Source organism: Pseudomonas sp. B19(2017), assembly GCF_002113165.1.
In the GTDB taxonomy this organism is placed as follows: domain Bacteria; phylum Pseudomonadota; class Gammaproteobacteria; order Pseudomonadales; family Pseudomonadaceae; genus Aquipseudomonas.
The window spans coordinates 68,084-93,930 of the sequence record NZ_NEJR01000021.1 but is presented as its reverse complement, the minus strand read 5'-3'; the positions used below and the strand labels follow the sequence as shown (position 1 = coordinate 93,930).

Sequence of the window (25,847 nt, the reverse complement as noted above, 5' to 3'; positions counted from 1 at the left end):
ATATCCGAATTAGCCAAGAGTGTTCAAAAGGCATTCTGGCAACAGAATTTCTTGACGACCATAGAGCATTGGAACCACCTGATCCCATCCCGAACTCAGCAGTGAAACGATGCATCGCCGATGGTAGTGTGGGGTTTCCCCATGTGAGAGTAGGTCATCGTCAAGATTCATTTCGCAAAACCCCTATCTGCGCATGCAGGTAGGGGTTTTGTCTTTGTGGCGCAAAAATCTCCAGCCCTACGCAATCCCCTGTGTGGGAGCGGGCAAGCCCGCGAAGCAGGCGACGCGGTGTATGGCACCGGCTGCGCCGGTGTTCGCGGCCACGGCCGCTCCCACAGGGGACCGCTCCAGCAACCCTGTCAGTCTGACCGGCGATCTCCTCCCACAATTCGAGCCAGAACACTAGAATAGCCCCACGCACCTATTCAGAAGCGCTATATGCCCAATCCTGTCGAACCTGAAACCCTGGCCCAGTTGCCGCTGGACGAGCTTGTCGCTTGCCACGAATGCGACCTGCTACTGCGCAAGCCTGTGCTCCAGCATGATGAGAAGGCACAATGCCCGCGCTGCGGCTACGAGCTCTACGCCCATCGGCACAATGTGGTCAACCGCAGCCTGGCCTTGGTACTCACCGCTTTGCTGCTGTTTGTGCCGGCCAATTTCCTGCCGATCATGCAGCTGCACCTGCTTGGCCAGACGTCGGACGATACCGTCTGGAGTGGCGTGCTGGGCCTGTACAATTCGCAAATGCGCGGTGTGGCCGTGGTGGTGTTCCTCTGCAGCATGGCCATACCGTTGGCAAAACTGCTCTGCCAGCTGTTCGTGCTATTGAGCATCCGCCTGAACGTGGGGCGTAACTTCGGCCTGCTGTTCTACCGCATCTATCACCACTTGCGGGACTGGGGCATGCTCGAGGTCTATTTCATGGGCGTGTTGGTGGCCATCGTCAAACTGGTGGACCTTGCCGAACTGACCGTGGGCCTGGGGCTGTTCTGCTTCATCAGCCTGTTACTGATCCAGGTTTGGCTCGAAGTGGTGATGTCACCGCACCAGATCTGGAGTGCGCTATCAGGGGAGGACCTGCATGCGGGCGATTGATGCAGGCATTCTTGTCTGCAATGAATGTCACGAGCTGAACCGGCAACAGCCAGGCAGCACCTCACAAACCTGTACACGCTGCGGCGCCATCGTGCATGCCCGTCGGCCGAACAGCATCGCGCGTACCTGGGCGCTGCTGATTGCCGCGTCGATCCTGTACATCCCGGCCAACATGCTACCGATCATGACCGTGAGCACTCTGGGCCAAGGCAGCCCTGACACGATCATGTCCGGCGTCATCACCTTGCTCAAGCATGGCATGTTGCCGATTGCTGCCGTGGTGTTCATTGCCAGTATCCTGGTGCCCACGTTCAAGCTGGTGGGCATTGGCTTGCTGTTGTACTCCGTTCAGCGTCGGCAACCGCTTTCGGCGCGGCAGCGGATATTGATGTACCGCTTCATCGAATTCATTGGGCGCTGGTCCATGCTCGATATCTTCGTTATCGCCATTCTGGTGGCGGTGGTGAATTTCGGCCGAATAGCCAGTGTCGAAGCCAACCTGGGCGCTGTAGCCTTTGCAACTGTGGTGATCCTCACAATGCTTGCCGCTTTAACTTTTGATCCCCGACTGATTTGGGATAACACGGAGTCGGATGACGACCATGAGTGACCTGCCAACGGCTAAAACCCGCCCAGCCTCGAACTGGTCGGCCATCTGGATCCTGCCTTTGATCGCCTTGATGATTGGTGGCTGGCTTGCGTGGCAGGCTTACCGTGATGCCGGTGTGGAAATTGAAGTCCGCTTCGAGTCGGGCGAAGGTATCGTCGCCAACAAGACTGAGGTGATTTACAAGGGCATGCCGGTGGGCAAGGTCAAAAGCCTGGTGCTCGACGCCAAGGGTGAGAACCAGGGGGTGATCGCCACCATCGAGATGAACAAGGCTGCCGAGCCGCATCTGACCAAGGGTACGCGTTTCTGGCTGGTGAAGCCGAGCGTCAGCCTGGCGGGTATCTCCGGCCTTGAAACACTGGTGTCAGGCAACTATATCGCGGTCAGCCCGGGGGAGGGGGAGCGCACCAAGCGTTTTACTGCCTTGAAGGTGGCACCACCGCTGTCGGACACCGAGCCCGGCCTGCACCTGACCCTCAAGGCCGAGCGGCTGGGCTCGCTCAACCGTGACAGCCCGGTGTTCTACAAGCAGATCCAGGTGGGCCGGGTTAAAAGCTATCGGCTGTCCGAGGACCAGAGCACCGTCGAGATCAAAGTCTTCATCGAGCCGGCCTATGCCAGCCTGGTGCGTAAGCACACGCGTTTCTGGAACGCCAGCGGCGTCAGCATCGATGCATCGCTCTCGGGCGTGAAAGTGCGTAGCGAATCGCTGTCGAGCATTGTCGCCGGTGGTATCGCCTTTGCCACACCGGAACACCGCAAGGACAGCCCACCCACAGACTCGAACCTGCCGTTCCGTCTGTATGAAGACTTCGACGCGGCCCAGGCCGGTATCCGGGTAAAGGTCAAGCTGAGCGATTACGAGGGCCTGCAGGCGGGCCGTACGCCAGTGATGTACAAGGGCATCCAGGTGGGCTCGCTGAAATCCCTGACGATGGCAGACAACCTGGCCAGTGCGTCGGCCGAGCTGACTCTGGACCCGTTGGCCGAGGATTATCTGGTCGAGGGCACGCAGTTCTGGGTGGTCAAGCCATCGATTTCCCTGGCGGGTATCACCGGCCTTGAGGCGCTGGTCAAGGGCAACTACATCGCCATTCGCCCTGGTGACAAGGGCGCGCGGCCCGAGCGTGAGTTCGAAGCCCGCGCCAAGGCGCCGCCGCTCGACCTCAAGGCACCAGGCTTGCACATGGTGTTGTTCGCCGACACCCTGGGTTCGCTGGAGGTTGGTAGCCCGGTCATGTACCGCCAGGTGAAGGTGGGTAGCGTGCAGAGCTACCAGTTCGCGCGCAACAGCAACCGCATCCTGATTGGTGTGCATATCGAGAAGGAGTACGAAAAGCTGGTCAATGGTTCGTCGCGCTTCTGGAATGTCAGTGGTATCACCCTGACAGGCGGCCTGTCGGGCATCAAGATCAAGAGTGAATCACTGCAGACCCTGATGGCCGGCGGTATCGCGTTCGACACACCACGGCCCGATGTGCCGCTCAAGCGTCACATTCCACGCTTCCGCCTGCATGACAGCCAGGACGCGGTCAACCGCGCGGGTACGTTGATCACCATTCGTGTGGATCGTGCCGATGGCCTCAAACCGGGCACGGCGATTCGCTTCCGTGGCCTGGATGTGGGCAGCATCGAAAGCGTCGACCTGACCGATGACCTGCAAGCGGTGCTGCTGCGGGCGCGCATTACCGAAGCGGCCGACCGTATCGCCCGGGTCGGTACGCAGTTCTGGGTGGTCAAGCCAGCCTTTGGCCTGGTGCGCACGCAGAACCTCGACACTCTGGTGGGTGGGCAGTATCTGGAAGTGCAGCCGGCTGCCAAGGACCGTGGGCCACAGCGCGATTTCATCGCCTTGGCCGACGCCCCGCAGGTGGCAGGGCCTGAAGTCGGCCTGCCGTTGACGCTGAGCGCTCCGCGCCGTGGCTCGATCAAGCCGGGTGTGCCGGTGACCTACCGTGAGGTAGCGGTGGGCAAGGTGACAGGCTTTGAGTTGGGCCAGAGCGCTGACCGCGTGTTGATCCATATCCTGATCGAGCCACGCTATGCGGCCCTGGTGCGCAGCGGCAGCCGCTTCTGGAACAGCAGTGGCTTCGGTTTCGACTGGGGGCTGTTCAAGGGGGCTACGGTGCGTACCGAGTCGGTGGAGACGTTGATCGACGGCGGTATCGCCTTTGCCACGCCGGATGGCGAGCAGATGGGCAACCCGGCACGGCCGCAGCAGACATTCGCCTTGTTCGACAAGGCCGAGGATGAATGGCTGCAGTGGGCGCCGAAGATTCAGATAGCCAAGTAACATTTGGCAAGCACGGCCCTGCTTTTTGTAGGAGCGGCCTTGTGTCGCGATCGGGCTGCGCAGCAGCCCCTCGGTTTCAGCGTCGATGCTGATATTGCTGGGGCTGCTGCGCAGCCCGATCGCGACACAAGGCCGCTCCTACAAAGGCGGATCGGCGATATTGCACAGGTCGCAGCAGGGGGGGGCAGCGATGTTGCACAAATCGCAGGCAACAAAAAGCCGACCCTAGGGTCGGCTTTTCGACTAGCGCGTCGCTTAGGCAGCTGCAGCTTCTTTCAGCGCCTTGATGTGGCCATTCAGACGGCCTTTGTGACGAGCAGCCTTGTTCTTGTGGATGATGCCCTTGTCGGCCATACGGTCGATTACAGGCACAGCCAGAACGTAAGCGGCTTGCGCTTTTTCGGCGTCTTTTGCGTCGATGGCTTTGACTACATTCTTGATGTAGGTGCGGACCATGGAACGCAGGCTGGCGTTGTGGCTGCGACGCTTCTCAGCCTGTTTTGCACGTTTCTTGGCGGAAGGTGTGTTGGCCACCGTCGAGCTCCTCGAAAGACTTTAGGTAAATAGCAAACAAAATAGGCCGCGAATCATGCCGATCAGTCGGACGGATGTCAAGGCCACCTGCAAGGTTCCGCCGAGCGGTGCGCCAACAAGAGGGAAATATTCCTTTCTGCTGCGCGACCTGTAAACTCGGGAATTTTTGGCTCCCCTGCGAAGGCGCGGGAGTATCGCACATTCGGACGCTGTCTGGCAGCGTCCTCTGCCCTTGGCGTGAATCTTTTCGATGAACCTGCTCAAATCCCTGGCTGCGGTAAGCTCGATCACCATGATTTCGCGGGTGCTGGGCTTTGTCCGTGACACCATCCTGGCGCGTGTATTCGGCGCCGGCATCGCCACCGATGCCTTCTTTATTGCCTTCAAGCTGCCCAACCTGCTGCGGCGCATCTTCGCCGAAGGTGCGTTTTCCCAGGCGTTCGTGCCGATCCTGGCCGAGTACAAGACCCAGCAAGGCGAGGAGGCCACCCGTACCTTCGTCGCCTATGTCAGCGGCCTGCTGACCCTGGTGCTGGCGCTGGTAACGGCCATCGGCATCCTGGCGGCACCTTGGGTGGTGTGGGCGACAGCGCCGGGTTTTGTCGACAGCGCCGAAAAATACCAGCTGACCACCGCCCTGTTACGGGTGACTTTTCCTTATATATTGCTGATCTCGCTGTCGTCCCTGGCCGGTGCGATCCTCAATACCTGGAACCGCTTCTCGGTGCCGGCCTTTACCCCGACCCTGCTGAATGTGGCGATGATCGCCTTCGCCGTGCTGCTCACGCCGTATTTCGACCCGCCAATCATGGCCCTGGCCTGGGGCGTGCTGGCCGGTGGCCTGGCGCAGTTGCTGTACCAGCTGCCAGCGCTGAAGAAGATCGGCATGCTCGTGCTGCCACGCCTGAATCTGCGCGATGCCGGCGTATGGCGGGTGCTCAAGCAGATGCTGCCGGCGATACTCGGGGTGTCGGTGAGCCAGATCTCGCTGATCATCAACACCATCTTTGCCTCCTTCCTGGTGGCCGGCTCGGTGTCGTGGATGTACTACGCCGACCGCCTCATGGAGCTGCCTTCCGGCGTGCTGGGGGTAGCCCTGGGTACCATACTGCTGCCGACCCTGGCCAAGACCTACGCCAACAAGGATCGTGAGGAATACTCGCGGATCCTCGACTGGGGCCTGCGCCTGTGCTTCCTGCTGGTGCTGCCTTGCACCCTGGCCCTGGCCATCCTCGCCGAGCCATTGACCGTGGCGCTGTTCCAGTACGGCAAGTTCACGGCCGTCGATGCAGCCATGACCCAGCGGGCGCTGATCGCGTATTCCGTGGGCTTGCTGGCGATCATTCTGGTCAAGGTACTGGCACCCGGCTTCTATGCGCAGCAGAATATCCGCACACCGGTAAAGATCGCGGTATTCACCCTGGTCTGCACCCAACTGTTCAACCTGGCCCTGATCGGCCCGCTCGCGCATGCCGGCCTGGCCCTGGCGATCAGCCTGGGGGCCTGCCTGAACGCCGGGTTGCTGTTCTGGAAGCTGCGCAGCCAGCAGCTGTTCCAGCCGCAGCCAGGCTGGGCGATGTTCCTGATCAAGCTGGTGCTGGCGGTGGGGCTGATGTCGGCGGTGTTGCTGGCCGGCATGCATTACCTGCCGGCCTGGGAGCAGGGCAACATGCTCGAGCGCCTGGTGCGCTTGGGGGCTCTGGTGCTGGCGGGCGTCGTGACCTATTTCGGCTGCCTGTACCTGTGCGGCTTCCGGCCCCGGCATTTCGCCCGCAAGGCCTTGCATTGAGGCATCGGGCGGGTCAGGCGTCGGTTTTTCGCATTCCATGCCACCCTTGGGCGCTGCTGCCTGTCACCGGCGCCCGGGTGTGGTTATAATCGGCCACTTTATGAGCAAGAAGCGCGTTATGCAGCTGGTTCGAGGTCTTCACAACCTGCGCCCCGAGCACCGGGGCTGTGTCGCCACCATTGGCAACTTCGACGGGGTTCACCGCGGCCACCAGGCGATCCTGGCGCGTCTGCGCGAGCGCGGCCAGGCCTTGGGTCTGCCGACCTGTGTGGTGATCTTCGAACCGCAACCACGCGAGTACTTCGCCCCCGACACCGCGCCTGCCCGGCTGGCCCGCCTGCGCGACAAGATCGAGCTGCTGACGGCCGAAGGTATCGACCGGGTGCTGTGCCTGGCGTTCAACCAGCGCCTGAGCAAGCTCAGCGCCGACGCCTTCGTCAAGGCCATCCTGGTCGACGGCCTGGGTGTACGCCACCTTGAAGTGGGCGATGACTTCCGCTTCGGTTGCGACCGTGCCGGCGACTTCGCCTTCCTGGTTGGCGCTGGCGAGCAATACGGTTTCACCGTCGAGGCCGCCAACACGGTGATCCAGGATGGCCTGCGGGTCAGCAGCACCGAAGTGCGCAAAGCCCTGGCCGATGGCAACTTCGAGCTGGCCGAGCACCTGCTGGGCCGCCCGTACCGCATCACCGGCCGCGTGCTGCATGGCCAGAAGCTGGCCCGCCAGCTCGGCACACCTACCGCCAACATCCAGCTCAAGCGCCGCCGCGTGCCGCTGTCCGGGGTCTACCTGGCCAGCATCGAAATCGACGGCAAGGCCTGGCCGGGTGTCGGCAATATCGGCGTGCGCCCCACCGTTGCCGGTGACGGGCGCCCGCACCTGGAAATTCATCTGCTGGATTATGCCGGCGACCTGTATGGCCGGCGCCTGACGGTGGAGTTCCACCACAAGCTGCGTGAAGAGCAGCGATTCGCCTCCCTGGAGGCGCTGAAGTCGGCGATCGATGCGGATATCGCCGCCGCACGTGCACATTGGCACGCTCAACCGCTAACGAAGAGCCTGAAATGACCGACTACAAAGCCACGCTTAACCTTCCGGACACCGCCTTCCCCATGAAGGCCGGCCTGCCTCAGCGCGAACCGCAGATCCTGCAGCGCTGGGACAGCATTGGCCTGTACCAGAAGCTGCGCGAAATTGGCAAGGATCGTCCCAAGTTCGTCCTGCACGACGGCCCGCCCTATGCCAACGGCAAGATTCACATCGGTCATGCGCTGAACAAGATCCTCAAGGACATGATCGTCCGTTCCAAGACCCTGGCCGGCTTCGATGCGCCGTACGTGCCGGGCTGGGACTGCCATGGCCTGCCGATCGAGCACAAGGTCGAGGTCACCCACGGCAAGCACCTGTCCGCCGACCGCACCCGCGAGCTGTGCCGCGAGTATGCCGCCGAGCAGATCGAAGGGCAGAAGACCGAGTTCATCCGCCTGGGCGTGCTGGGTGACTGGGACAACCCGTACAAGACCATGAACTTCGCCAACGAGGCCGGCGAAATCCGCGCCCTGGCCGAAATGGTCAAGCAAGGCTTCGTGTTCAAGGGCCTGAAGCCGGTGAACTGGTGCTTCGATTGCGGCTCGGCCCTGGCCGAGGCCGAAGTGGAGTACGCCGACAAGAAATCGCAGACCATCGACGTTGCCTTCCCGGTAGCCGACGAGGCCAAGCTGGCCGCTGCCTTCGGCCTGGCTTCGCTGGCCAAGCCGGCCGCCATCGTGATCTGGACCACCACCCCGTGGACCATCCCGGCCAACCAGGCGCTGAACATCCACCCGGAGTTCAAGTACGCCCTGGTCGACACCGGCGAGCGCCTGCTGGTACTGGCCGAAGAGCTGGTCGAGGCGTGCCTCAAGCGCTACAGCCTGGAAGGCTCGGTCATCGCCACCGCCCAAGGTTCGGCGCTGGAACTGATCAACTTCCGCCACCCGTTCTATGACCGCCTGTCGCCAGTCTACCTGGCCGACTACGTCGAACTGGGTGCCGGTACCGGCGTGGTGCACTCCTCGCCAGCCTACGGTGAAGACGACTTCGTTACCTGCAAGCGCTACGGCATGGTCAACGACGACATCCTCACCCCGGTGCAGAGCAACGGCGTATACGTCGACTCGCTGCCATTCTTCGGTGGCCAGTTCATCTGGAAGGCCAACCCGGCCATCGTCGACAAACTGAGCGAAGTCGGTGCGCTGATGCACACCGAAACCATCAGCCACAGCTACATGCACTGCTGGCGCCACAAGACGCCGCTGATCTACCGCGCCACCGCGCAGTGGTTCGTGGGCATGGACAAGCAGCCGACCACCGGCGAGCCGCTGCGTGAGCGTGCGCTGAAAGCCATCGAGGACACCAAGTTTGTCCCGGCCTGGGGCCAGGCGCGCCTGCATTCGATGATCGCCAACCGCCCGGACTGGTGCATCTCGCGTCAGCGCAACTGGGGCGTGCCGATCCCGTTCTTCCTGCACAAGCAGACCGGCGAGCTGCACCCGCGCACCGTCGAGTTGATGGAAGCCGTGGCCAAGCGCGTCGAACAGCAAGGCATCGAGGCCTGGTTCAAGCTGGACGCCGCCGAACTGCTGGGTGCTGAAGCCGAGCAGTACGACAAGATCACCGACACCCTCGATGTGTGGTTCGACTCGGGTACCACCCACTGGCACGTGCTGCGTGGCTCGCACGACATCGGCCACGCCACCGGCCCGCGTGCCGACCTTTATCTGGAAGGTTCCGACCAGCACCGCGGCTGGTTCCACTCGTCCCTGCTGACCGGTTGCGCCATCGACGGCCACGCGCCGTACCGCGAGCTGCTGACCCATGGTTTCACCGTGGACGAGAACGGCCGCAAGATGTCCAAGTCGCTGGGCAACACCATCGAGCCGGAGAAGGTCAACAACACCCTGGGTGCCGACATTCTGCGCCTGTGGGTAGCCGCTACCGACTATTCCGGTGAAATGGCCGTTTCCGAGCAGATCCTGCAGCGCAGCGCCGACGCCTACCGCCGTATCCGCAACACTGCACGCTTCCTGCTGTCCAACCTGTCCGGCTTCGACCCGGCCCGCGACCTGCTGGCCCCGCAAGACATGTTGGCGCTGGACCGCTGGGCGGTGGACCGCACCTTGCTGCTGCAACGCGAACTGGAAGAGCACTACAGCGAGTACCGTTTCTGGAACGTCTACTCCAAGGTGCACAACTTCTGCGTGCAGGAACTGGGCGGCTTCTACCTCGACATCATCAAGGACCGCCAGTACACCACCGGCGCCAACAGTGTCGCCCGCCGTTCCTGCCAGACCGCGCTGTACCACATCAGCGAAGCGCTGGTGCGCTGGATCGCGCCGATCCTGGCGTTCACCGCCGACGAAATCTGGCAGTACCTGCCGGGCGAGCGCAACGAGTCGGTGATGCTCAATGGCTGGTACGAGGGCCTGAGCGAGCTGCCGGAAGGCACCGAGCTGGACCGCGCCTACTGGGACCGCGTGATGGCCGTCAAGGCATCGGTCAACAAGGAGCTGGAAAACCAGCGTACCGCCAAGGTCATCGGCGGCAACCTGCAGGCCGAAGTCACCCTGTACGCCGACGAAGGCCTGAGTGCCGACCTGGGCAAGCTGGGCGACGAGCTGCGTTTCGTGCTGATCACCTCGGCCGCCAGCGTAGTGCCATTCGCACAGGCGCCGGCCGAAGCCGTGGCCACCGAAGTGGAGGGCCTCAAGCTGCAAGTGGTCAAGTCCGGTCACGCCAAGTGCGGCCGTTGCTGGCACTTCCGCGCCGACGTCGGCAGCCACCCGGAGCACCCGGAAATCTGCGGCCGTTGCGTCGACAACCTGAGCGGTTCCGGCGAGGTGCGCCACTATGCCTAACCCTGTAGCGGGGCGCTTCGGGCGCCTTGCATGGCTTTGGCTGAGCCTGGTGGTACTGGTCCTCGACCAGGCCACCAAGCTGTATTTCAACAATGCCCTGACCATGTACCAGCAGGTTGTCGTTATCCCTGACTACTTCAGCTGGACCCTGGCCTACAACACCGGTGCGGCGTTCAGCTTCCTGGCGGAAAGCTCCGGCTGGCAGCGCTGGCTGTTCGCCCTGATTGCCGTGGCGGTCAGTGCCGTGCTGGTGGTCTGGCTCAAGCGCCTGGGGCGCAACGAGACCTGGCTGGCCGTGGCGCTGGCGCTGGTGCTGGGTGGCGCGATCGGCAACTTGTACGACCGCGTTGTGCTCGGCCATGTGGTCGACTTCATCCTGGTGCACTGGCAGAACCGCCATTACTTCCCGGCCTTCAACCTGGCCGACAGCGCCATCACCGTTGGTGCGGTGATGCTGGCGCTGGATATGTTCAAGAGCAAGAAGTCCGAGGATCCGGTCCATGACTGACACCCGTATCGGCCAGAACACCGAAGTCACCCTGCACTTCGCGCTGCACCTGGAAAACGGCGACACCGTCGACAGCACGTTCGACAAGGCCCCTGCCACCTTCAAGGTCGGCGATGGCAACCTGCTGCCAGGTTTCGAGAACGCCCTGTTCGGTTTCAAGGGCGGTGACAAGCGTACCGTCGTGGTGGCCCCGGAGAACGCCTTCGGCCAGCCCAACCCGCAGAACGTGCAAGTCATGCCGCGGTCCCAGTTCGAGGGCATGGAGTTGTCCGAAGGGCTGTTGATCATCTTCAACGACGCCGCCAACACCGAGCTGCCGGGTGTGGTCAAAGCGTTCGACGACGACCAGGTGACCATCGACTTCAATCACCCACTGGCTGGCAAGACCCTGACCTTCGAGGTGGAGATCCTCGAGGTGAAGGCCCTGTAAGCCTGGAGCCGAGCATGCAAATCAAACTCGCCAACCCTCGCGGCTTCTGCGCGGGGGTCGACCGGGCGATCGAGATCGTCAACCGCGCGCTGGAAGTCTTCGGCCCGCCGATCTATGTGCGTCACGAAGTGGTGCACAACAAGTTCGTGGTAGAAGACCTGCGCAACCGTGGTGCCATCTTCGTTGAAGAGCTGGACCAGGTGCCGGACGATGTCATCGTCATCTTCAGTGCCCACGGCGTTTCCCAGGCCGTGCGCCAGGAAGCCGCTGGCCGTGGCCTGAAAGTGTTCGATGCCACCTGCCCGCTGGTGACCAAGGTGCACATCGAAGTGGCCAAGTACAGCCGCGACGGCCGCGAGTGCATTCTCATCGGTCACGAAGGGCACCCGGAAGTCGAAGGCACCATGGGCCAGTACGACGCCAGCAACGGCGGTGCCATCTACCTCGTCGAAGACGAGGAAGATGTTGCCAACCTGCAGGTGCGCGACCCGGACCACCTGGCCTTTGTTACCCAGACCACGCTGTCGATGGACGACACCAGCCGTGTCATTGACGCCCTGCGTGCGCGCTTCCCGAACATCGGTGGCCCGCGCAAGGACGACATCTGCTATGCCACCCAGAACCGCCAGGACGCAGTCAAGCAACTGGCGGACGAGTGCGACGTGGTACTGGTGGTGGGTAGCCCGAACAGCTCCAACTCCAACCGCCTGCGCGAGCTGGCCGAGCGCATGGGCACCCCGGCCTATTTGATCGACGGTGCCGAGGACCTGCAACGTGGCTGGTTCGACCAGGCGGCGCGAATTGGCATTACCGCCGGTGCTTCTGCCCCCGAAGTGCTGGTGCGTGGCGTGATCGAGCAGCTAAAGGCCTGGGGCGCCAGCGGTGCTGAAGAACTGGATGGGCGGGAGGAAAACATCACCTTCTCAATGCCCAAAGAGCTGCGGGTTCGCTCGCTGATCTGATCGCGCTTTCGGGGGCACGTCTGTAGGAGCGGCCTTGTGTCGCGAAAGGGCTGCAACGCAGCCCCAGGATTTCAGCGTTGGAGCTGGTATTGCCGGGGCCGCTTTGCGGCCCTTTCGCGACACAAGGCCGCTCCTACAGTGACCGCGCCGACCTGTTAATGGCGTTTTTGCATTGGGAGTCTTTTGGCTCTCCCGTAAGCACCCTGACCCTGCCAGTTGATGCCAGCACCACTTGATACTGGCTAGTTGCGGTCAAGCGCTCGCAAACCTCCATCGTTGAACCAAACCAATTGTTGTTCGGCCCCAGCGGCACCCCTTGCGCACTGAACTTCAGTTGTGCGCCGCCATTGCTGGTGATCTTCAGCGGCCGTGAAAGACGCTGCTCGCGCAGCACCTGCTGGTTATGCTCCAGCATTACCCGCCAACCATTACCCCAATTGCCATCCAGCGCCTGCACAAGCACCGGCTGGCTTTGCAGCATGGCATGGCTGCGCGCACTGCGCAGTGTCTGCGCCAGGTCACGCGCAGCCGCCGCCCTGTGTAGGTCATCGCTCAACCTGGCGTAGGCCGGCATGCCGAGCTGAGTCAGCAATACGGCCACCGCCAAGGCCGACAACATTTGTATCAGTGTTACACCCCGTTGCTTCACCGTGCATTCTTCCCTGGAAGTGCTTGGCTGTAGCTTCACGGTCGTTGGACAAGCGGTCCAGTCGCCCGGGTTCAATGCCATTGCGGGAAAAGTCGCAGGAGGTGCAGGGATGTACGCCAGGCAACGGGGCATGACGCTCCTCGAAGTGTTATTGGCCATATTGGTCGTGGGCGTGGGCATGTTCGCAGCGGCAGGCCTGCAACTGCAGGCATTGCAGGCAAGCGACAGCGCGCGCCGCGATGGGCAGGCGGCGATCGCAACGCACAGTGAGCATGAACGGAGCAGGCGGTGAGGCGCCGCCAGGGTGGTTTCGGCTTGCTTGAGCTGACACTGGCGCTGTCCATCGGGTTGATGCTGCTGGCGGCGGCCAGCCAGCTCTTCGTCTCTGCTCACCAGGCTTGGCGCCTGCAAGGCACAGCAGTGCGCATGCAGGATGAGGCGCGGCTGGCATTGCTGCGCATGGCGCAGGATATCCGTATGGCGGGGATGTTTGGTTGCCTGCGGATTGCGCCTCGCGACTTCAAGGCGTCGGGCGCTCAGCTGGCGTTCGCCCGCCCGCTGGATGTTGATACCGGCACCCTGAGCCTGGTGGTGGCAGAGTTGCCCGGACAGGCTGGCAAGAGTGACTGGCTTTTGCAGACGGACTGTATCGGGGAGGTGGTTGTGCAATCCGAGCGCGATGAGCGATACCCGTTGGCGTACCCCATTAGCAAATATGTTTATCAGCTTCAGGGCAATACGCTGAAGTTCAAGCGAGGAAAACACTTTCAGCCGTTGGTAGAGAATGTGCGAGCGGCGCGTTTCGAACGTGTGCAAACGTCGCATGGAGAGCGGGTAGATATTGCCCTGACGTTATACGAGCCCACGCTCAGGCTCGAGCAACATCATGAACTGAGCGTGGCGTTGCGCAACCCGGTACCGGGACCATGAAGCGTCAACGCGGTGTCGTGTTGCTGTTGGCGCTGGTGTTGAGCCTGCTGCTAGGTTTGCTGGCGGCCTCGGCCTTGCGCGAAGCTGTGGTTGAAACACGTAGGGCCGGCGACATGCATGGTGGCCTGCTGGCATTTGAAGAGGCTGAGGCAACCTTGCAGGCGGGGGCGAGCGAACTTGATCGGGCCCCCCCTGATCCATGCACGGCGTGCCCTCCACCAACCCGGCCGCACGACCTGTCGGGGCAGTGGCAGCACACGGCATCCGGTTACTTCCATATACAGAACCTGGGCCCCAGCACTCGCGCCGCACACATGCCGGAAGGGCAGCAGGTCACCCTGTTCCGGATAACTGCCGTCAGCCGGCAAATCCAGTCACGGCATGTACTGGAAGCCGTCTACGCAGTGGCCGGCGACACAACCCGGCGCATTGCCTGGCGGCAGAGATTGCGAGGAGACTGACATGCAGCAAGGCTTGAGCCTGATCGAGTTGTTGATTGTACTGGCCGTGACCGGCATTCTGGCAGCCATTGCCTACCCCAGTTACAACGACCAGTTACGGCGAGCCGCGCGCAGCGAAGTGGTTGGCCTGCTGCATGATGCCGCCCTGCGCCTGGAGCGCCACCGTGCAAGCACGGGCCAATACGCCGAGGGCGACCCGGCCATGCCCGACGGTACCCGCTATTACAGCCTGCAGGCCCGGCGCGACAGCGACACCTTCACGCTGCACGCCCGGCGGCTGCCGGGCGGGCTGATGGCGCAGGACCGCTGTGGCGATTTCCAGCTTGACCAGGCCGGCGTGCGGCGCAATCCGGGTGCCGTCGAAGACGGCGTGCACTGTTGGGGAAGCTGAAGGTTGAATGATGCCCGGTGCATCGCGGATTTACTTCAGGTGTTGGATCGACAGATGAGCAAGCAAGTAGTGGTGGTCGGCGGCGGGGTGATCGGCCTGCTGACAGCATTCAACCTGGCGGCGAAGGTCGGGCAGGTGGTGGTGTGTGACCAAGGTGAAGTCGGCCGCGAGTCGTCCTGGGCCGGCGGTGGCATCGTCTCGCCGCTGTACCCGTGGCGCTACAGCCCGGCCGTGACTGCCTTGGCACACTGGTCGCAGGACTTTTATCCACAGCTGGGCGAACGCTTGTTCGGCAGTACCGGCGTCGACCCGGAAGTGCACACCACCGGCCTGTACTGGCTCGACCTGGATGATGAGGCCGAAGCGCTGGCCTGGGCCGAGCGCGAGCAGCGGCCGTTGAGTGCAGTGGATATCTCGGCGGCCTATGACGCAGTGCCAGTGCTGGGCCCAGGCTTCAGGCGTGCCATCTACATGGCCGGCGTGGCCAACGTGCGTAACCCGCGCCTGGTGAAGTCGCTCAAGGCTGCGTTGCTGGCGTTGCCCAACGTGACCTTGCGTGAGCACTGCCAGATTACCGGTTTCGTCCAGCAAGGCGGCCGCGTGACCGGTGTGCAGACGGCAGGTGGTGTGCTGGCGGCGGATGAAGTGGTGCTCAGTGCCGGCGCCTGGAGTGGCGACCTGCTGCGCACGCTTGGCCTTGAGCTGCCGGTTGAGCCGGTGAAGGGCCAGATGATTTTGTTCAAGTGCGGCGAAGACTTCCTGCCGAGCATGGTGCTGGCCAAGGGGCGCTATGCGATCCCGCGGCGTGATGGGCATATTCTGGTGGGCAGCACGCTGGAGCATGCCGGGTATGACAAGACCCCGACCGAGGACGCGCTGGCAAGCCTGAAGGCGTCGGCGGTGGAATTATTGCCTGAGCTTGAAGGGGCCGAGGTGGTGGCGCACTGGGCCGGGCTGCGGCCGGGGTCGCCGGAAGGTATTCCGTACATCGGGCCGGTGCCGGGGCATGCGGGGTTGTGGCTGAACTGCGGGCATTACCGCAACGGGCTGGTGCTGGCGCCGGCTTCGTGCCAGCTGTTTACCGACCTGTTGACCGGGGCAGAGCCGATCATTGACCCGGCGCCGTATGCGCCAGCCGGGCGCTTGAGCTGAGGGCCTCTTCGCGGGTAAACCCGCTCCCACAGGTACATCACAGGTTTTAAAAACTGTGCGATCCCTGTGGGAGCGGGTTTACCCGCGAAAGGGCCGGAGCGGCCAGTAGATATTTCAGCCGGTAATGGGGGCTTGCAAGTGCCGGCTTGGGTAATGCTGCTCATACACCTTGCACACCCGCAGCACCTGCTCATCGGCAAAGCGCCCGGCCACCACCTGCAGCCCCACCGGCAACCCCTCGCGGGTGAACCCGCACGGCACCGAAGCCGCCGGTTGCTGGGTCAGGTTGAAGGGGTAGCTGAACGGCGTCCACTCCATCCACTGCGCCATCCCCGACCCAGGCGGCACATTGTGCCCGGCCTCGAATGCCACCAGCGGTAGCATCGGCGATACCAGCACGTCATAGCGCTGGTGGAAGGCATTCATCCTGGCGATCAACTCTGCCCGAGCCTCCAGGGCCTGGGTGTATTCGCCCAGGCTGGTCCGCAACCCCTGTTCGGCAATCCAGCGCAGCCCTGGGTCAAGCAGCGCCCGTTGTTCATCGTTGAACGCACTGGCCAACCGCGCCGCGCCGGCAAACCACAGGGTATTGAACGTCTCCAGCGGGTCACTGAACCCCGGGTCGACTTCCTCAACCTGTGCGCCCAGCCGTGCCAGGCGTTGCACGGCCTGGGCCACCAGCGCCTGGATTTGCGGGTCGACCTGCACGTAACCGAAATTGGCACTATAGGCGATGCGCAGGCCGCTCAAGTCCTGCTCCTGGCCCAGCCACGGCGCCTGCCGGGGGGCGCCGGCCAGCCCGTCACGGGCATCGGGGCGGGCGACGCAGTCGAGCATCAGTACCGAATCGTCGACGGTGCGCGTCATCGGCCCCAGGTGCGACAGCACGGTCATGGCACTGGCGGGCCATTGCGGTACGTAGCCGAAGGTCGGTTTGATGCCGAACGTGCCGGTAAAGGCGCACGGGATGCGGATCGAGCCACCGGCATCGCTGCCCTGGTGCAGCACGCCCAGGTTCAGTGCGGCTGCAGCTGCGGCACCACCGGACGAGCCGCCAGCGGTCAGCCGGGTATCCCAGGGGTTGCGGGTGATGCCGTACAGCGGGTTGTCGGTCACCCCCTTCCAGCCGAACTCCGGCGTGGTGGTCTTGCCCACCAATACAGCACCGGCTTCATGCATGAAGGCGGTGAAGGGCGCATCGACTTCCCACGGGCCGGCGCCCGAGGTGGTGCGCGAGCCCTTGCGGGTGGGCATGCCCCGGGTCAGGGTCAGGTCCTTGATCGAGGCGGGTACGCCATCCAGCCGACCGCAGGGCTCGCCACGCTGCCAGCGCTGTTCGCTGGCGCGTGCGGCGGCGCGGGCACCTTCGCCGTCGACATGGCAATAGGCGTTGACCGCCGGGTTGTGCAGGTCGATGCGCGCCAGCACATCGTCGATCACCTCGACCGGGGACAGTTGGCGGCGCTGGTACAACTCGAGCAGTTCGACGGCGGTGAACTCGCCAATCGCGGTTTTCCGGGTCATCTCAACGGGCCCCCGTATTGGCGGCCTGGAACATGGCGCGCAGCAGCACGTCGCAGCCATCGGCCAGGTCCTGTGGCGCGGCATTTTCGATTTCGTTGTGGCTGATGCCGCCCTCGCAGGGCACGAAGATCATCCCTGCGGGGCCCAGTTCGGCGAGGAAGATCGCGTCGTGGCCGGCGCCGCTTACGATATCCATGTGGCTCAGGCCCAGTTCCCGCGCGCCTTGGCGCACGGCGTCAACGCACTGCTCGGCGAAGTACAGCGGCGGGAAGTCGGCGGTTGGCGTCAGCTCGAAACTCAGCCCGTGTTTCGCCGTGCTGGTTTCAATGGCCGTAAGCACCTCGCTGACCATGGCGGCGAGGTGCTCGGGGTCGAGGTGGCGCAGGTCGATGGTCATCTGTACCTGGCCCGGGATGACATTGCGCGAGCCCGGGTGCAGGTTCAGGCAGCCGACGGTGCCGCAGGCATGCGGCTGGTGAGCGTGGGCCACGCGGTTGACCGCAGCTACCACCTCGGCGGCACCGACCAGGGCATCCTTGCGCAGGTGCATCGGGGTGGGGCCGGCGTGGGCCTCGACGCCGGTCAGTACCAGGTCGTACCATTTCTGCCCCAGGCAGCCCTGGACCACGCCAATGGTGGTGCGCTGGTCTTCCAGCACCGGGCCCTGTTCGATATGCGCCTCGAAGTAGGCGCCGACGGCATGCCCGGTGGGCACGCGCGGGCCGGCGTAACCGATGCGCTGGAGCTCCGCACCTACCGACAGGCCCTGGTCGTCGACCTTGGCCAGGGTCTCTTGCAGGCCGAACTTGCCGGCGAACACCCCCGAGCCCATCATGCATGGCGGGAAGCGCGAGCCTTCCTCGTTGGTCCACACCACCACTTCCAGCGGCGCTTCGGTGGTCAGGTTCAGGTCGTTCAGGGTACGCAGCACCTCGAGGCCGGCCATGACGCCGTAGCAGCCATCGAACTTGCCGCCGGTGGGTTGGGTGTCGATGTGGCTGCCGGTCATCACCGGCGGCAGCGCCGGGTTGCGCCCGGGGCGGCGGGCGAAGATGTTGCCGATTGCGTCGATGCTGACAGTGCAGCCGGCTTCTTCGCACCAGCGCACGAAAAGGTCGCGGGCCTGGCGGTCGAGGTCGGTCAGGGCCAGGCGGCATACGCCACCCTTGGCGGTGGCGCCGAGCCGGGCCAGGTCCATCAGCGATTGCCAGAGGCGTTCGCGGTTGACCAGCGGGCCCTGGCCGAGCAGGTGCTGCGAGGGATCGATGCGGGTGTTCATGGTTCATCTCTCCTGAAATGACTGGGTTGTGTGTACCGGCCTCTTCGCGGGTGAACCCGCTCCCACAGGGATATCACCGGCCTGAAGACAGTGAGGTCTCTGTGGGAGCGGGTTTACCCGCGAAGAGGCCGGCACAGGTAAACAAGGTCTGGGTCAGGCGCTCAGGGCCAGATAACGGTTCTTGATACTCGGGTCCTCGCGGAACTGCGCCGCAGTGCCTTGATAGGCAACCCGACCCTGCTCCAGCACGTAATGGCGGTCAGCCAGGGCGTCGCAGACCATCAGGTTCTGCTCTACCAGCAAGATCGACAGGCCTTCGTCCTTGATCCGCCGCAAAATTTTCACGAGCTCGTCGACAATCACCGGGGCCAGGCCTTCAGTCGGCTCGTCGAGGATCAGCAACTTCGGCCCGTTGAGCAGGGCGCGGGCGATGGCCAGCATCTGCTGTTCGCCGCCGGAAAGGGCGAATCCGCCGTTGCGGCGCCGTTCCTTCAGCCGTGGGAACATGCTGTACACGTCTTCCAGCTGCCAGCGGCTGTTCTTGCGTACGGCAATCCTCAGGTTTTCCTCCACGCTGAGCTGGCGAAAGATGCCGCGGTGCTCCGGCACCAAGGCAATGCCGAGTCGGGCGATATCGAAGATTTCGCGGCCGACCAGCTGCTGGCCGTTGAAGCTGATCTGCCCCTGCCGTGGGCGGACGATGCCGAGTATGCTGCGCAGGGTGGTGGTCTTGCCTGCGCCGTTGCGCCCCAGCAGGGTCACCAGTTCGCCAGCCTCGACCTTGAGCGAGACGCCTTCGAGCACATGGCTCTTGTCGTAGTAGGAATGGATCGATTCGACGTTGAGCATCAGGCGGCCTCTCCAAGGTAGGCGGTGCGGACACGCTCGTCGTTGCGCACCTGTTCAGGGGTACCCTCGACCAGGATCTGGCCGTGGCTCATCACCGTGATGCGCTGGCTGATCGACATGACGATGCTCATGTTGTGCTCGATCAGCAGTACGGTATGGTCGCGGCCAAGGTCGCTGATCAGATCGGTCATCACCGGGATGTCGTCGATGCCCATGCCCGAAGTGGGCTCGTCGAGCATCAGCAGTGCAGGTTTGGCGCAGATCGACATGCCCACCTCCAGCACCCGTTGCTGGCCGTGCGACAGCTCGCCGGCCAGGGTCTCGGCGCGGGCAGTCAGCTTCAGGCGCTCCAGCACCTGGTCGGCAGTGTCCCAGTGGCTGCGCTTGTGCTCGACGCTGCGCCAGAAGTTCAGCGCACCCAGGCCATCGCGGCCCTGGGCGGCCAGGCGCAGGTTCTCGCGTACCGACAGGTTCTGGAACAGGCTGGTGAGCTGGAACGAACGAGCCATGCCCAGGGCCACGCGCCCGTGGGACGGCTTGCGGATGATGTCCTGGCCGTTGAACAGGATCTTGCCCGCGGTGGCCTGGCGCTCGCCGGTCAGGCAGTGGAACAGGCTGGTCTTGCCGGCGCCGTTGGGGCCGATGATGGTGTGGATGGAACCGGCGCGAACCTTGAGGTCGACGCCCGCAACCGCCTTGAACGGCCCGTAGGACAGCTCCAGCTGGCGGGTTTCCAGGAGGTAGTCGCTCATTACAGGGTCTCCTTGGTCTTGGCCTGGGGTTTGTCATTGGCGTTGCGGGTAGCCAGCAGGCGCTTGCCCAGTCCGGCCAGGCCGCCCCACAGGCCACCACGCATGAACACCACCACCAGGATCAGGATCACCCCCAGCAGCATCAGCCAGCGCGGCCACAGTTCTGACAGCACATCACCCAGCAACACGATGGCGCCGGCCCCCAGCAGCGAGCCGAACAGCGAGCCGGTGCCGCCGACGATGGTCATGATCAGAATGTTCTCGCTCATCATCAGGTCGATGTTCGACAGCGGCGCAAAGTGCAGCAGCATGGCGTACAGCGCCCCGGCGATACCGGTGATGGCCCCCGACAGCATGAACACCAGGATCTTGAAGTGGCGGGTGTCGTAGCCGATGGCTGCGGCGCGGGTCTCGTTTTCGCGGATGGCCAGCAGGGTGCTGCCGAATGGCGAGCGGATCACCCGCAAGGCGCCGGCAAAGATGAGCAGGAACAGCACCGCGACGAACACATAGAAGTGCCGTGGGTCGGCCAGGTCGACCAGCACATGGCCGGCGATTTCGATATTGGGCCTAGGCACATCGAGCAGGCCGTTGTCTCCGCCGGTCCAGCCGCTGAGGGTGTAGGCCAGGAAGTAGGCCATCTGGCTGAAGGCCAGGGTCAGCATGACGAAGTAGATGCCCGTGCGGCGGATCGCCAGGGCACCGACCAGCAGCGCCAGGAAGGCACCGAACACGGCTGCGCCCAGCAGCGCGGCGAACATGCCCCACTGCAGGTGGATCATCAGCAGCGCTGCGCCATAGGCGCCCACGCCAAAGAAGATGCCTTGGCCGAACGACAGCAGGCCGGTGTAACCGAGCAGCAGGTTGCAGGCCAGCGCCGCCAGGGCAAAGATCAGGATCTCAGTGGCCAGGGTGGCCGATGGCAGCAGCAGTGGCAGCGCCACCAGGCTGGCGACCACCAGCAACAGCAGGGTCGGGGCGCGGCCCTTGGCGACCGGCAAAGGGTTTTTTTCGCTCATCTCAGGCTCTCCCGAACAGGCCATAGGGACGGACCAGGATCACGGCGGCCATGGCGCCGTAGATCATCAGGCTGGCGCCTTGCGGCCAGAGGCTGGTCATCATGCTTTGCACCACACCCACCAGCAGGCCGCCGACCAGTGCACCGCCGAACGAGCCCATGCCGCCGATCACCACCACCACGAAGGCGATGCCGAGGATTTCCGGGCCGACGAAGGGCTGGGCACCGCGCAGCGGTGCGAACAGCACGCCCGCCACGCCGGCCAGGCCCACGCCCAGGGCGAAGGTCAGGGAGAACAGGCGGAAGATGTTGGTGCCCAGCAGCGACACGGTTTCGGTGCTTTCGCTGCCGGCCCGCACCAGGGCGCCGAAGCGGGTGCGCTCCAGCAGCAGCCACAGGCCAAGGCCGATCAGCGCGGCGAAACCGATCAGGAACAGCCGGTAGTAGGGGTAGATGAAATCACCGACGATCAGCACCCCGCGCAGCTCCGGCGGCACCGCGATGTTCTTGCCCACCGGGCCCCAGATCAGTACCGAGGCTTCCTGGATGATCAGCGCGATCCCAAGGGTGACAAGGATCTGGAACGTGTGTGGCAGGTGGTAGATGCGCTTGATCAGCAGGCGCTCGACCGCCCAGGCCAGCGCCGCCACCACCAGAGGGGCGATCAGCAGGGCAAGCCAGAAGTTGCCGGTAATGGCCACGGCGGTGTAGCACAGGTAGGCGCCCAGCAGGAAAAACGCGCCGTGGGCAAAGTTGACGAAGTTGAGCAGGCCGAAAATGATCGTCAGGCCCACGGCGATGAGGAAGTAGATCATCCCCAGGCCCAGGCCGTTGAGCAGTTGGAACAGGTACAAATCGAGCATGAGCGTGCCCTCGACAGCGCGCGGTGCGGCTGCCTGTACGAGTGTGTGTGACTGACGCCGCGGCTTCAGGCCAGGGCGCAACCGGTGTGGTCGACTTCGACGAACGAGCGGCCCGAACTGATGACTTCGGCCAGGTCGTCCTCGTCGCGCATCTGCGCCTGGGGCTTGCCGCGCAGCAGGTAGTAATCCTTGAGCACCTGGTGGTCGCCCGGGCGGATCAGTTCTTCACCGGTCGGGCCCTGGAAGCGCATGCCCTGCAGCGCCGCAGACACGGCCGCACCTTCCAGGCTGCCGGCCTTGATGATGGCTTCGAGCATGACCTTGGTGCCGATGTAGTCGGCCGCCAGCGGGTAGTTGGGGTTGATGCCATAGGCCTTGCGGGTGGCCGCGACCAGCTGTTTGTTCAGTGGGGTATCGACCTGGTGCCAGTATTGCGCGCCCAGGTACACGCCTTCGAGCACGTCGCTGCCCAGCTCCTGGAACTGGTCGAGGCCGGCGGACCACACCATCAGCACTTTCATGCGCTCCTTTATGCCGAAGTTAACTGCCTGGCGCAGGGCGTTGGATGCCTGGCTGCCAAAGTTGAGCAGCACCAGCACGTCGGGCTTGGCGGCGATGGCGTTGGTCAGGTAGCCGGAAAACTCCTGCTCCTGCAGCGAGTGGTAGCTGTTGCCGATGTGTTCCACGCCGAGCTCGGCGAACACCTTGCGGGCATTGTCCAGCAGGGCATCGCCGAACACGTACTGGGGGGTGATGGTGTACCAGCGCTTGGCCTGGGGCAGCTGGCGAATCATCGGCACCAGCGTTTCGCGAATGGCGCCGTAGGTGGGCACCGACCAGCGGAAGGTCGAGGCGTTGCAGTCCTTGCCGGTGATTTCGTCGGCGCCCACAGGCGTCATGAACACGCCGCCGGCCTTGTGGATTTCCTTCGACACCGCCAGTGCCGAGGACGACAGGGTGCAGCCCTGGAAGAAGCGTGCGCCATCCTGACCGATGGCTTCCTGCACCTTGCGCACCGCCTTGCCGGCGTTGCCTTCGGTGTCGATGACCTTGTACTTGAGCGGGTGGCCGAGCAGTTGCGGGTGTTCGGCGATGGCCAGACGCGAGCCCATGTCGGCGTACTTGCCGTAACTGGCGAAGGCGCCAGACATCGACTTGAGCCCATAGAAGGTCAACGGTTGGTCGGCGAATGCCCGGTGCGCCCCCAGGGGGAGGCTACCTAAGGCACCCAGGGCAAGGCCTGCCTTGAGCAGGGTACGTCTTTGCATGAGTAACTCCTTGGTTGTGGTTATTAGGCAGGAGTGGCAATGACAAAGCGGGTACGGCCGGGCCTGTGTGCAGGCCTCTTTCCAGGCGGATCAGTGGTGGTGTTCGAACTCCAGCAGGAAATTGCGGGCAACCTCGCCTTCCAGCGCGGTCATGTGGTGTTCGGCGTCGCACATGTGTTCGTGCATCAGCCGGCGGACGGCGGGCTCATCGCTGGCGCGCAGGGCGGTGAGCAGTTGCTTGTGGTAGGCGATGTTGGCAGCGGCGAACTGCTGGCGCTTGGGCAGGTAGGCCTTTTTCAGCACCACCAGGTCGCGCAGCAGGTCGTTTAGGAACACCGCCATGAAACGCAGCAACGGGTTGGAGCAGCGATCGGCCAGCAGGGTGTGGAACTCCAGCTCCGCCAGGCGCTGTTCACGCTGGCCTTCCTCGCTGTCCTCCGGTGCGCTGCAGAAGTCGATGTTGGCCTGCAGCGCGGCGTAGTCGGCTTCGCTCAGCTTGCCCATTACCGACACCGCCAGCTCCACCTCGATGACCTTGCGCAGCTGATACACCTGCTCGCCGTCCAGGTGCTGGAAGTGCAGGTAGTTGCGCAGCGCGCGGCTGGCAGGTTCGGTGCCTACTTCATTGAGGTAGGCGCCACCGCTCGGGCCAGTGCGCGTGCTGACCAGGCCCTCGACCTCAAGCGCCTTGAGCGCTTCGCGGGCGGTGCCTTTGGAGCATTCGAAATGCTCCATCAGCTCACGCTCGGTAGGCAGGCGGTCGCCGGGGTGCAGTGCTTCGGTGACGATCGAGCGCTTTACCGATTCGACGATCACATCGGACAGCTTCTGGCGCTTGCGTTTGGGTTTGAGCATTTCGCTATTTTTCATATTTATGCGGATAAATAGGATTTAGCGAGTTTTGCCGGGGCGGGTCAATGCTGGCGGCGGGGGAGGGGTCGCAAATGGTGCGAAAGGGTCGGGGAGGGATAAGTGAAGTCAGGATTCACCACACAACCTGTGGGAGCGGCTTTAGCCGCGAACACCGGCGCAGCCGGTGCCATGCACCGCGTTGGATTCTTCGCGGCTAAAGCCGCTCCCACAGGGTACGCGGGGCCATCTCCCACAGGGTACTGTGTTCAGTTCTGGCGGCCGGGGCCCTGTTGCAGGTGCGCCTGGCTGCAATACCACTCGTTGCCCTGCTGCAGTGCCCGGTCATTGGGCAGGTGCACGCCGCAATGGGCGCAGCGCACCATCTTCAGCGGCGCATCCAGCTTCGCCTCGGGGTGCGACTGTTGGCTGGCTTTGAACTTGCGCCACAGCCAGAACGCGGCGGCGATCAGGGCGATCCAGAAAAGTAGGCGAACCATGGTGTCCAGCTTGTCGGTTGAAGAAGCCGACAGTCTAGGACGCGGCCAACAAAAAAGGGAGGCCCGAGGCCTCCCTTTCATGTAGCGCTGTGTATCAGTCGAACAGACCAAAGGTCATGTAGCTGAACCAGGAGCGGTCCTTCTCGGCTTCCTTCGGGCCTTCCGGCACGATCGGGTCACCGTTCTCGTCAGTCGGCAGCAACTCGCGTGGCATCTCGTCACGCGCGTCCTGGAACTGCTTGACCACGTCCTGGTTGGCGCGGGTTTCGCCCGGCGGCAGCGGGGTGTCGGTTTCGATCAGGCCCAGGGTGGCCTTGGACAGCCAGCCGCGGCCGTCAGACTCGGTCTGCTTGGGCTGGAACTCGCCATCTGCCAGGCTCGGGTGGTCCGGGTAGTTGAGCTTGAGGGTTTCCAGGCTGGTGGCGGCCAGTTCGTCCAGGTGCATCTTCTGGTACGCCTCGACCATCACCGCCAGGCCGTCGCCGACCGATGGGGTTTCCTGGAAGTTCTCCACCACGTAGCGGCCACGGTTGGCAGCGGCTACATAGGCCTGGCGGCTCAGGTAGTAGTCGGCCACATGGATTTCGTACGAAGCCAGCAGGTTGCGCAGGTAGATCATGCGCTGCTTGGCGTCGGGCGCGTAGCGGCTGTTGGGGAAGCGGCTGGTCAGCTGGGCGAACTCGTTGTACGAGTCGCGGGCAGCACCCGGGTCACGCTTGGTCATGTCCAGCGGCAGGAAGCGCGCCACCAGGCCACGGTCCTGGTCGAACGAGGTCAGGCCCTTGAGGTAGTAGGCATAGTCGACGTTCGGGTGCTGCGGGTGCAGGCGGATAAAGCGCTCGGCCGCCGACTTGGCCGCCTCGGGCTCGGAGTTCTTGTAGTTGGCGTAGATCAGCTCGAGCTGCGCCTGGTCGGCATAGCGGCCAAACGGGTAGCGCGACTCCAGGGCCTTGAGCTTGTTCACGGCGCTGGTGTAGCTGGAGTTGTCCAGGTCAGCTTGTGCCTGCTGGTACAGCTCGGCCTCACTGAGGTTCTCGTCAATCACTTCTTTATTGGAGGAACAGGCCGCGGTGAGCCCGAGGATGGCGATCAGCAGCAGGTGTTTCACTTGCATGGCGGCTTGCGTCCCTTTGACGGCCGCTGTCTTGGGCGGTGCCGTCCTGTTATGATGAGCGCCCCGGCCAACCCCGGGACAAAAGAAGTCGTATTTAACCACAAGCTCGCAGCCGAAACCAAAGGCT

General features: G+C 63.5%; 26 protein-coding genes and 1 rRNA gene. 15 read left to right on the top strand and 12 right to left on the bottom strand.

What is annotated here, in order from left to right; translation table 11 throughout:
- The first annotated feature begins 50 nt into the window (after window positions 1-50).
- From rrf to CAF70_RS23090, 4 genes are all read left to right on the top strand, one after another.
- Window positions 51-166, top strand: a 5S ribosomal RNA gene (gene rrf, locus CAF70_RS23105).
- 272 nt (window positions 167-438) lie between these two features.
- On the top strand, window positions 439-1,098 hold the full coding sequence (locus CAF70_RS23100) for a paraquat-inducible protein A (protein WP_085626776.1): 660 nt from the start codon (window positions 439-441) through the stop codon (window positions 1,096-1,098).
- On the top strand, window positions 1,085-1,708 hold the full coding sequence (locus tag CAF70_RS23095; RefSeq protein WP_085626774.1) for a paraquat-inducible protein A: 624 nt from the start codon (window positions 1,085-1,087) through the stop codon (window positions 1,706-1,708). The genes CAF70_RS23100 and CAF70_RS23095 overlap by 14 nt, the downstream gene beginning before the upstream one ends.
- Window positions 1,701-4,001 (top strand): PqiB family protein, encoded by a 2,301-nt coding sequence (locus CAF70_RS23090; RefSeq protein ID WP_085626771.1) that lies wholly within the window; start codon window positions 1,701-1,703, stop codon window positions 3,999-4,001. Before CAF70_RS23095 ends, CAF70_RS23090 begins: the two co-directional genes overlap by 8 nt.
- 255 nt (window positions 4,002-4,256) lie before the next feature.
- Here the strand turns inward: CAF70_RS23090 and rpsT are convergent, their stop codons facing one another.
- The gene (rpsT, locus tag CAF70_RS23085) at window positions 4,257-4,535 is read right to left on the bottom strand and encodes a 30S ribosomal protein S20 (RefSeq protein ID WP_003247625.1); all 279 of its coding nucleotides are present in this window, start codon (window positions 4,533-4,535) and stop codon (window positions 4,257-4,259) included.
- Between the two features lie 250 nt (window positions 4,536-4,785).
- Here rpsT and murJ point away from each other — a divergent pair, with 250 nt between their 5' ends.
- The 6 genes from murJ to ispH all read left to right on the top strand — a co-directional run bounded on the left by murJ (window position 4,786) and on the right by ispH (window position 12,121).
- Complete coding sequence (murJ, locus tag CAF70_RS23080) at window positions 4,786-6,324, top strand: murein biosynthesis integral membrane protein MurJ (protein ID WP_085626769.1); 1,539 nt, start codon at window positions 4,786-4,788, stop codon at window positions 6,322-6,324.
- A gap of 118 nt (window positions 6,325-6,442) precedes the next feature.
- A complete protein-coding gene (gene ribF / locus CAF70_RS23075; RefSeq protein WP_085626767.1) occupies window positions 6,443-7,393 on the top strand; it encodes a bifunctional riboflavin kinase/FAD synthetase in 951 nt (316 codons plus the stop codon).
- Window positions 7,390-10,221 carry an isoleucine--tRNA ligase gene (gene ileS, locus CAF70_RS23070; protein ID WP_085626764.1) on the top strand — a complete coding sequence of 944 codons (2,832 nt, stop codon included), beginning with the start codon at window positions 7,390-7,392 and terminating at the stop codon, window positions 10,219-10,221. Before ribF ends, ileS begins: the two co-directional genes overlap by 4 nt.
- On the top strand, window positions 10,214-10,729 hold the full coding sequence (lspA, locus tag CAF70_RS23065) for a signal peptidase II (RefSeq protein ID WP_085626762.1): 516 nt from the start codon (window positions 10,214-10,216) through the stop codon (window positions 10,727-10,729). Before ileS ends, lspA begins: the two co-directional genes overlap by 8 nt.
- On the top strand, window positions 10,722-11,159 hold the full coding sequence (fkpB, locus tag CAF70_RS23060; RefSeq protein ID WP_003258215.1) for an FKBP-type peptidyl-prolyl cis-trans isomerase: 438 nt from the start codon (window positions 10,722-10,724) through the stop codon (window positions 11,157-11,159). The genes lspA and fkpB overlap by 8 nt, the downstream gene beginning before the upstream one ends.
- Window positions 11,160-11,173: 14 nt before the next feature.
- Window positions 11,174-12,121, top strand: coding sequence for a 4-hydroxy-3-methylbut-2-enyl diphosphate reductase (gene ispH, locus CAF70_RS23055; protein WP_085626760.1), 948 nt, complete (start codon window positions 11,174-11,176; stop codon window positions 12,119-12,121).
- A gap of 133 nt (window positions 12,122-12,254) precedes the next feature.
- On the opposite strand, the gene CAF70_RS23050 is transcribed toward ispH, so the two are convergent.
- On the bottom strand, window positions 12,255-12,770 hold the full coding sequence (locus CAF70_RS23050) for a GspH/FimT family pseudopilin (protein ID WP_085626758.1): 516 nt from the start codon (window positions 12,768-12,770) through the stop codon (window positions 12,255-12,257).
- A gap of 109 nt (window positions 12,771-12,879) precedes the next feature.
- Between CAF70_RS23050 and CAF70_RS23045 the strand changes: the two genes are divergently transcribed.
- From CAF70_RS23045 to thiO, 5 genes are read left to right on the top strand one after another with little or no spacing between them, the layout of a single operon-like run.
- Window positions 12,880-13,062 (top strand): prepilin-type N-terminal cleavage/methylation domain-containing protein, encoded by a 183-nt coding sequence (locus CAF70_RS23045; protein WP_085626756.1) that lies wholly within the window; start codon window positions 12,880-12,882, stop codon window positions 13,060-13,062.
- The gene (locus CAF70_RS23040; protein WP_085626754.1) at window positions 13,059-13,700 is read left to right on the top strand and encodes a PilW family protein; all 642 of its coding nucleotides are present in this window, start codon (window positions 13,059-13,061) and stop codon (window positions 13,698-13,700) included. Before CAF70_RS23045 ends, CAF70_RS23040 begins: the two co-directional genes overlap by 4 nt.
- Window positions 13,697-14,161: a hypothetical protein gene (locus CAF70_RS23035; RefSeq protein WP_085626752.1), complete on the top strand. Its 465-nt coding sequence runs from the start codon at window positions 13,697-13,699 to the stop codon at window positions 14,159-14,161. The genes CAF70_RS23040 and CAF70_RS23035 overlap by 4 nt, the downstream gene beginning before the upstream one ends.
- A 1-nt stretch (window position 14,162) precedes the next feature.
- On the top strand, window positions 14,163-14,552 hold the full coding sequence (locus tag CAF70_RS23030) for a type IV pilin protein (RefSeq protein WP_085626750.1): 390 nt from the start codon (window positions 14,163-14,165) through the stop codon (window positions 14,550-14,552).
- Between the two features lie 54 nt (window positions 14,553-14,606).
- Window positions 14,607-15,704 carry a glycine oxidase ThiO gene (thiO, locus tag CAF70_RS23025; protein ID WP_085626748.1) on the top strand — a complete coding sequence of 366 codons (1,098 nt, stop codon included), beginning with the start codon at window positions 14,607-14,609 and terminating at the stop codon, window positions 15,702-15,704.
- Window positions 15,705-15,818: 114 nt separating this feature from the next.
- Here the strand turns inward: thiO and CAF70_RS23020 are convergent, their stop codons facing one another.
- From CAF70_RS23020 to CAF70_RS22975, 10 genes are all read right to left on the bottom strand, one after another.
- A complete protein-coding gene (locus tag CAF70_RS23020; RefSeq protein ID WP_085626746.1) occupies window positions 15,819-17,228 on the bottom strand; it encodes an amidase in 1,410 nt (469 codons plus the stop codon).
- 1 nt (window position 17,229) lies between these two features.
- Complete coding sequence (locus CAF70_RS23015) at window positions 17,230-18,507, bottom strand: Zn-dependent hydrolase (RefSeq protein WP_085626744.1); 1,278 nt, start codon at window positions 18,505-18,507, stop codon at window positions 17,230-17,232.
- A 153-nt stretch (window positions 18,508-18,660) separates the two neighbouring features.
- Window positions 18,661-19,356 (bottom strand): ABC transporter ATP-binding protein, encoded by a 696-nt coding sequence (locus CAF70_RS23010; protein ID WP_085626742.1) that lies wholly within the window; start codon window positions 19,354-19,356, stop codon window positions 18,661-18,663.
- A complete protein-coding gene (locus tag CAF70_RS23005; RefSeq protein WP_085626740.1) occupies window positions 19,356-20,108 on the bottom strand; it encodes an ABC transporter ATP-binding protein in 753 nt (250 codons plus the stop codon). The genes CAF70_RS23010 and CAF70_RS23005 overlap by 1 nt, the downstream gene beginning before the upstream one ends.
- Window positions 20,108-21,127: a branched-chain amino acid ABC transporter permease gene (locus CAF70_RS23000; RefSeq protein WP_085626738.1), complete on the bottom strand. Its 1,020-nt coding sequence runs from the start codon at window positions 21,125-21,127 to the stop codon at window positions 20,108-20,110. The genes CAF70_RS23005 and CAF70_RS23000 overlap by 1 nt, the downstream gene beginning before the upstream one ends.
- 1 nt (window position 21,128) lies before the next feature.
- Entirely contained in the window at window positions 21,129-21,989 is an 861-nt protein-coding gene (locus CAF70_RS22995; protein ID WP_039614952.1) for a branched-chain amino acid ABC transporter permease, read from the bottom strand.
- 65 nt (window positions 21,990-22,054) lie between these two features.
- Window positions 22,055-23,257: an ABC transporter substrate-binding protein gene (locus CAF70_RS22990; RefSeq protein ID WP_085626736.1), complete on the bottom strand. Its 1,203-nt coding sequence runs from the start codon at window positions 23,255-23,257 to the stop codon at window positions 22,055-22,057.
- 90 nt (window positions 23,258-23,347) lie between these two features.
- Window positions 23,348-24,112, bottom strand: a complete 765-nt coding sequence (locus tag CAF70_RS22985) for a FadR/GntR family transcriptional regulator (protein WP_085626734.1) — start codon at window positions 24,110-24,112, stop codon at window positions 23,348-23,350.
- Window positions 24,113-24,375: 263 nt separating this feature from the next.
- On the bottom strand, window positions 24,376-24,606 hold the full coding sequence (locus CAF70_RS22980; RefSeq protein ID WP_046617024.1) for a PP0621 family protein: 231 nt from the start codon (window positions 24,604-24,606) through the stop codon (window positions 24,376-24,378).
- A gap of 94 nt (window positions 24,607-24,700) precedes the next feature.
- A complete protein-coding gene (locus CAF70_RS22975; protein ID WP_085626733.1) occupies window positions 24,701-25,720 on the bottom strand; it encodes an outer membrane protein assembly factor BamD in 1,020 nt (339 codons plus the stop codon).
- Between the last annotated feature and the right edge of the window lie 127 nt (window positions 25,721-25,847).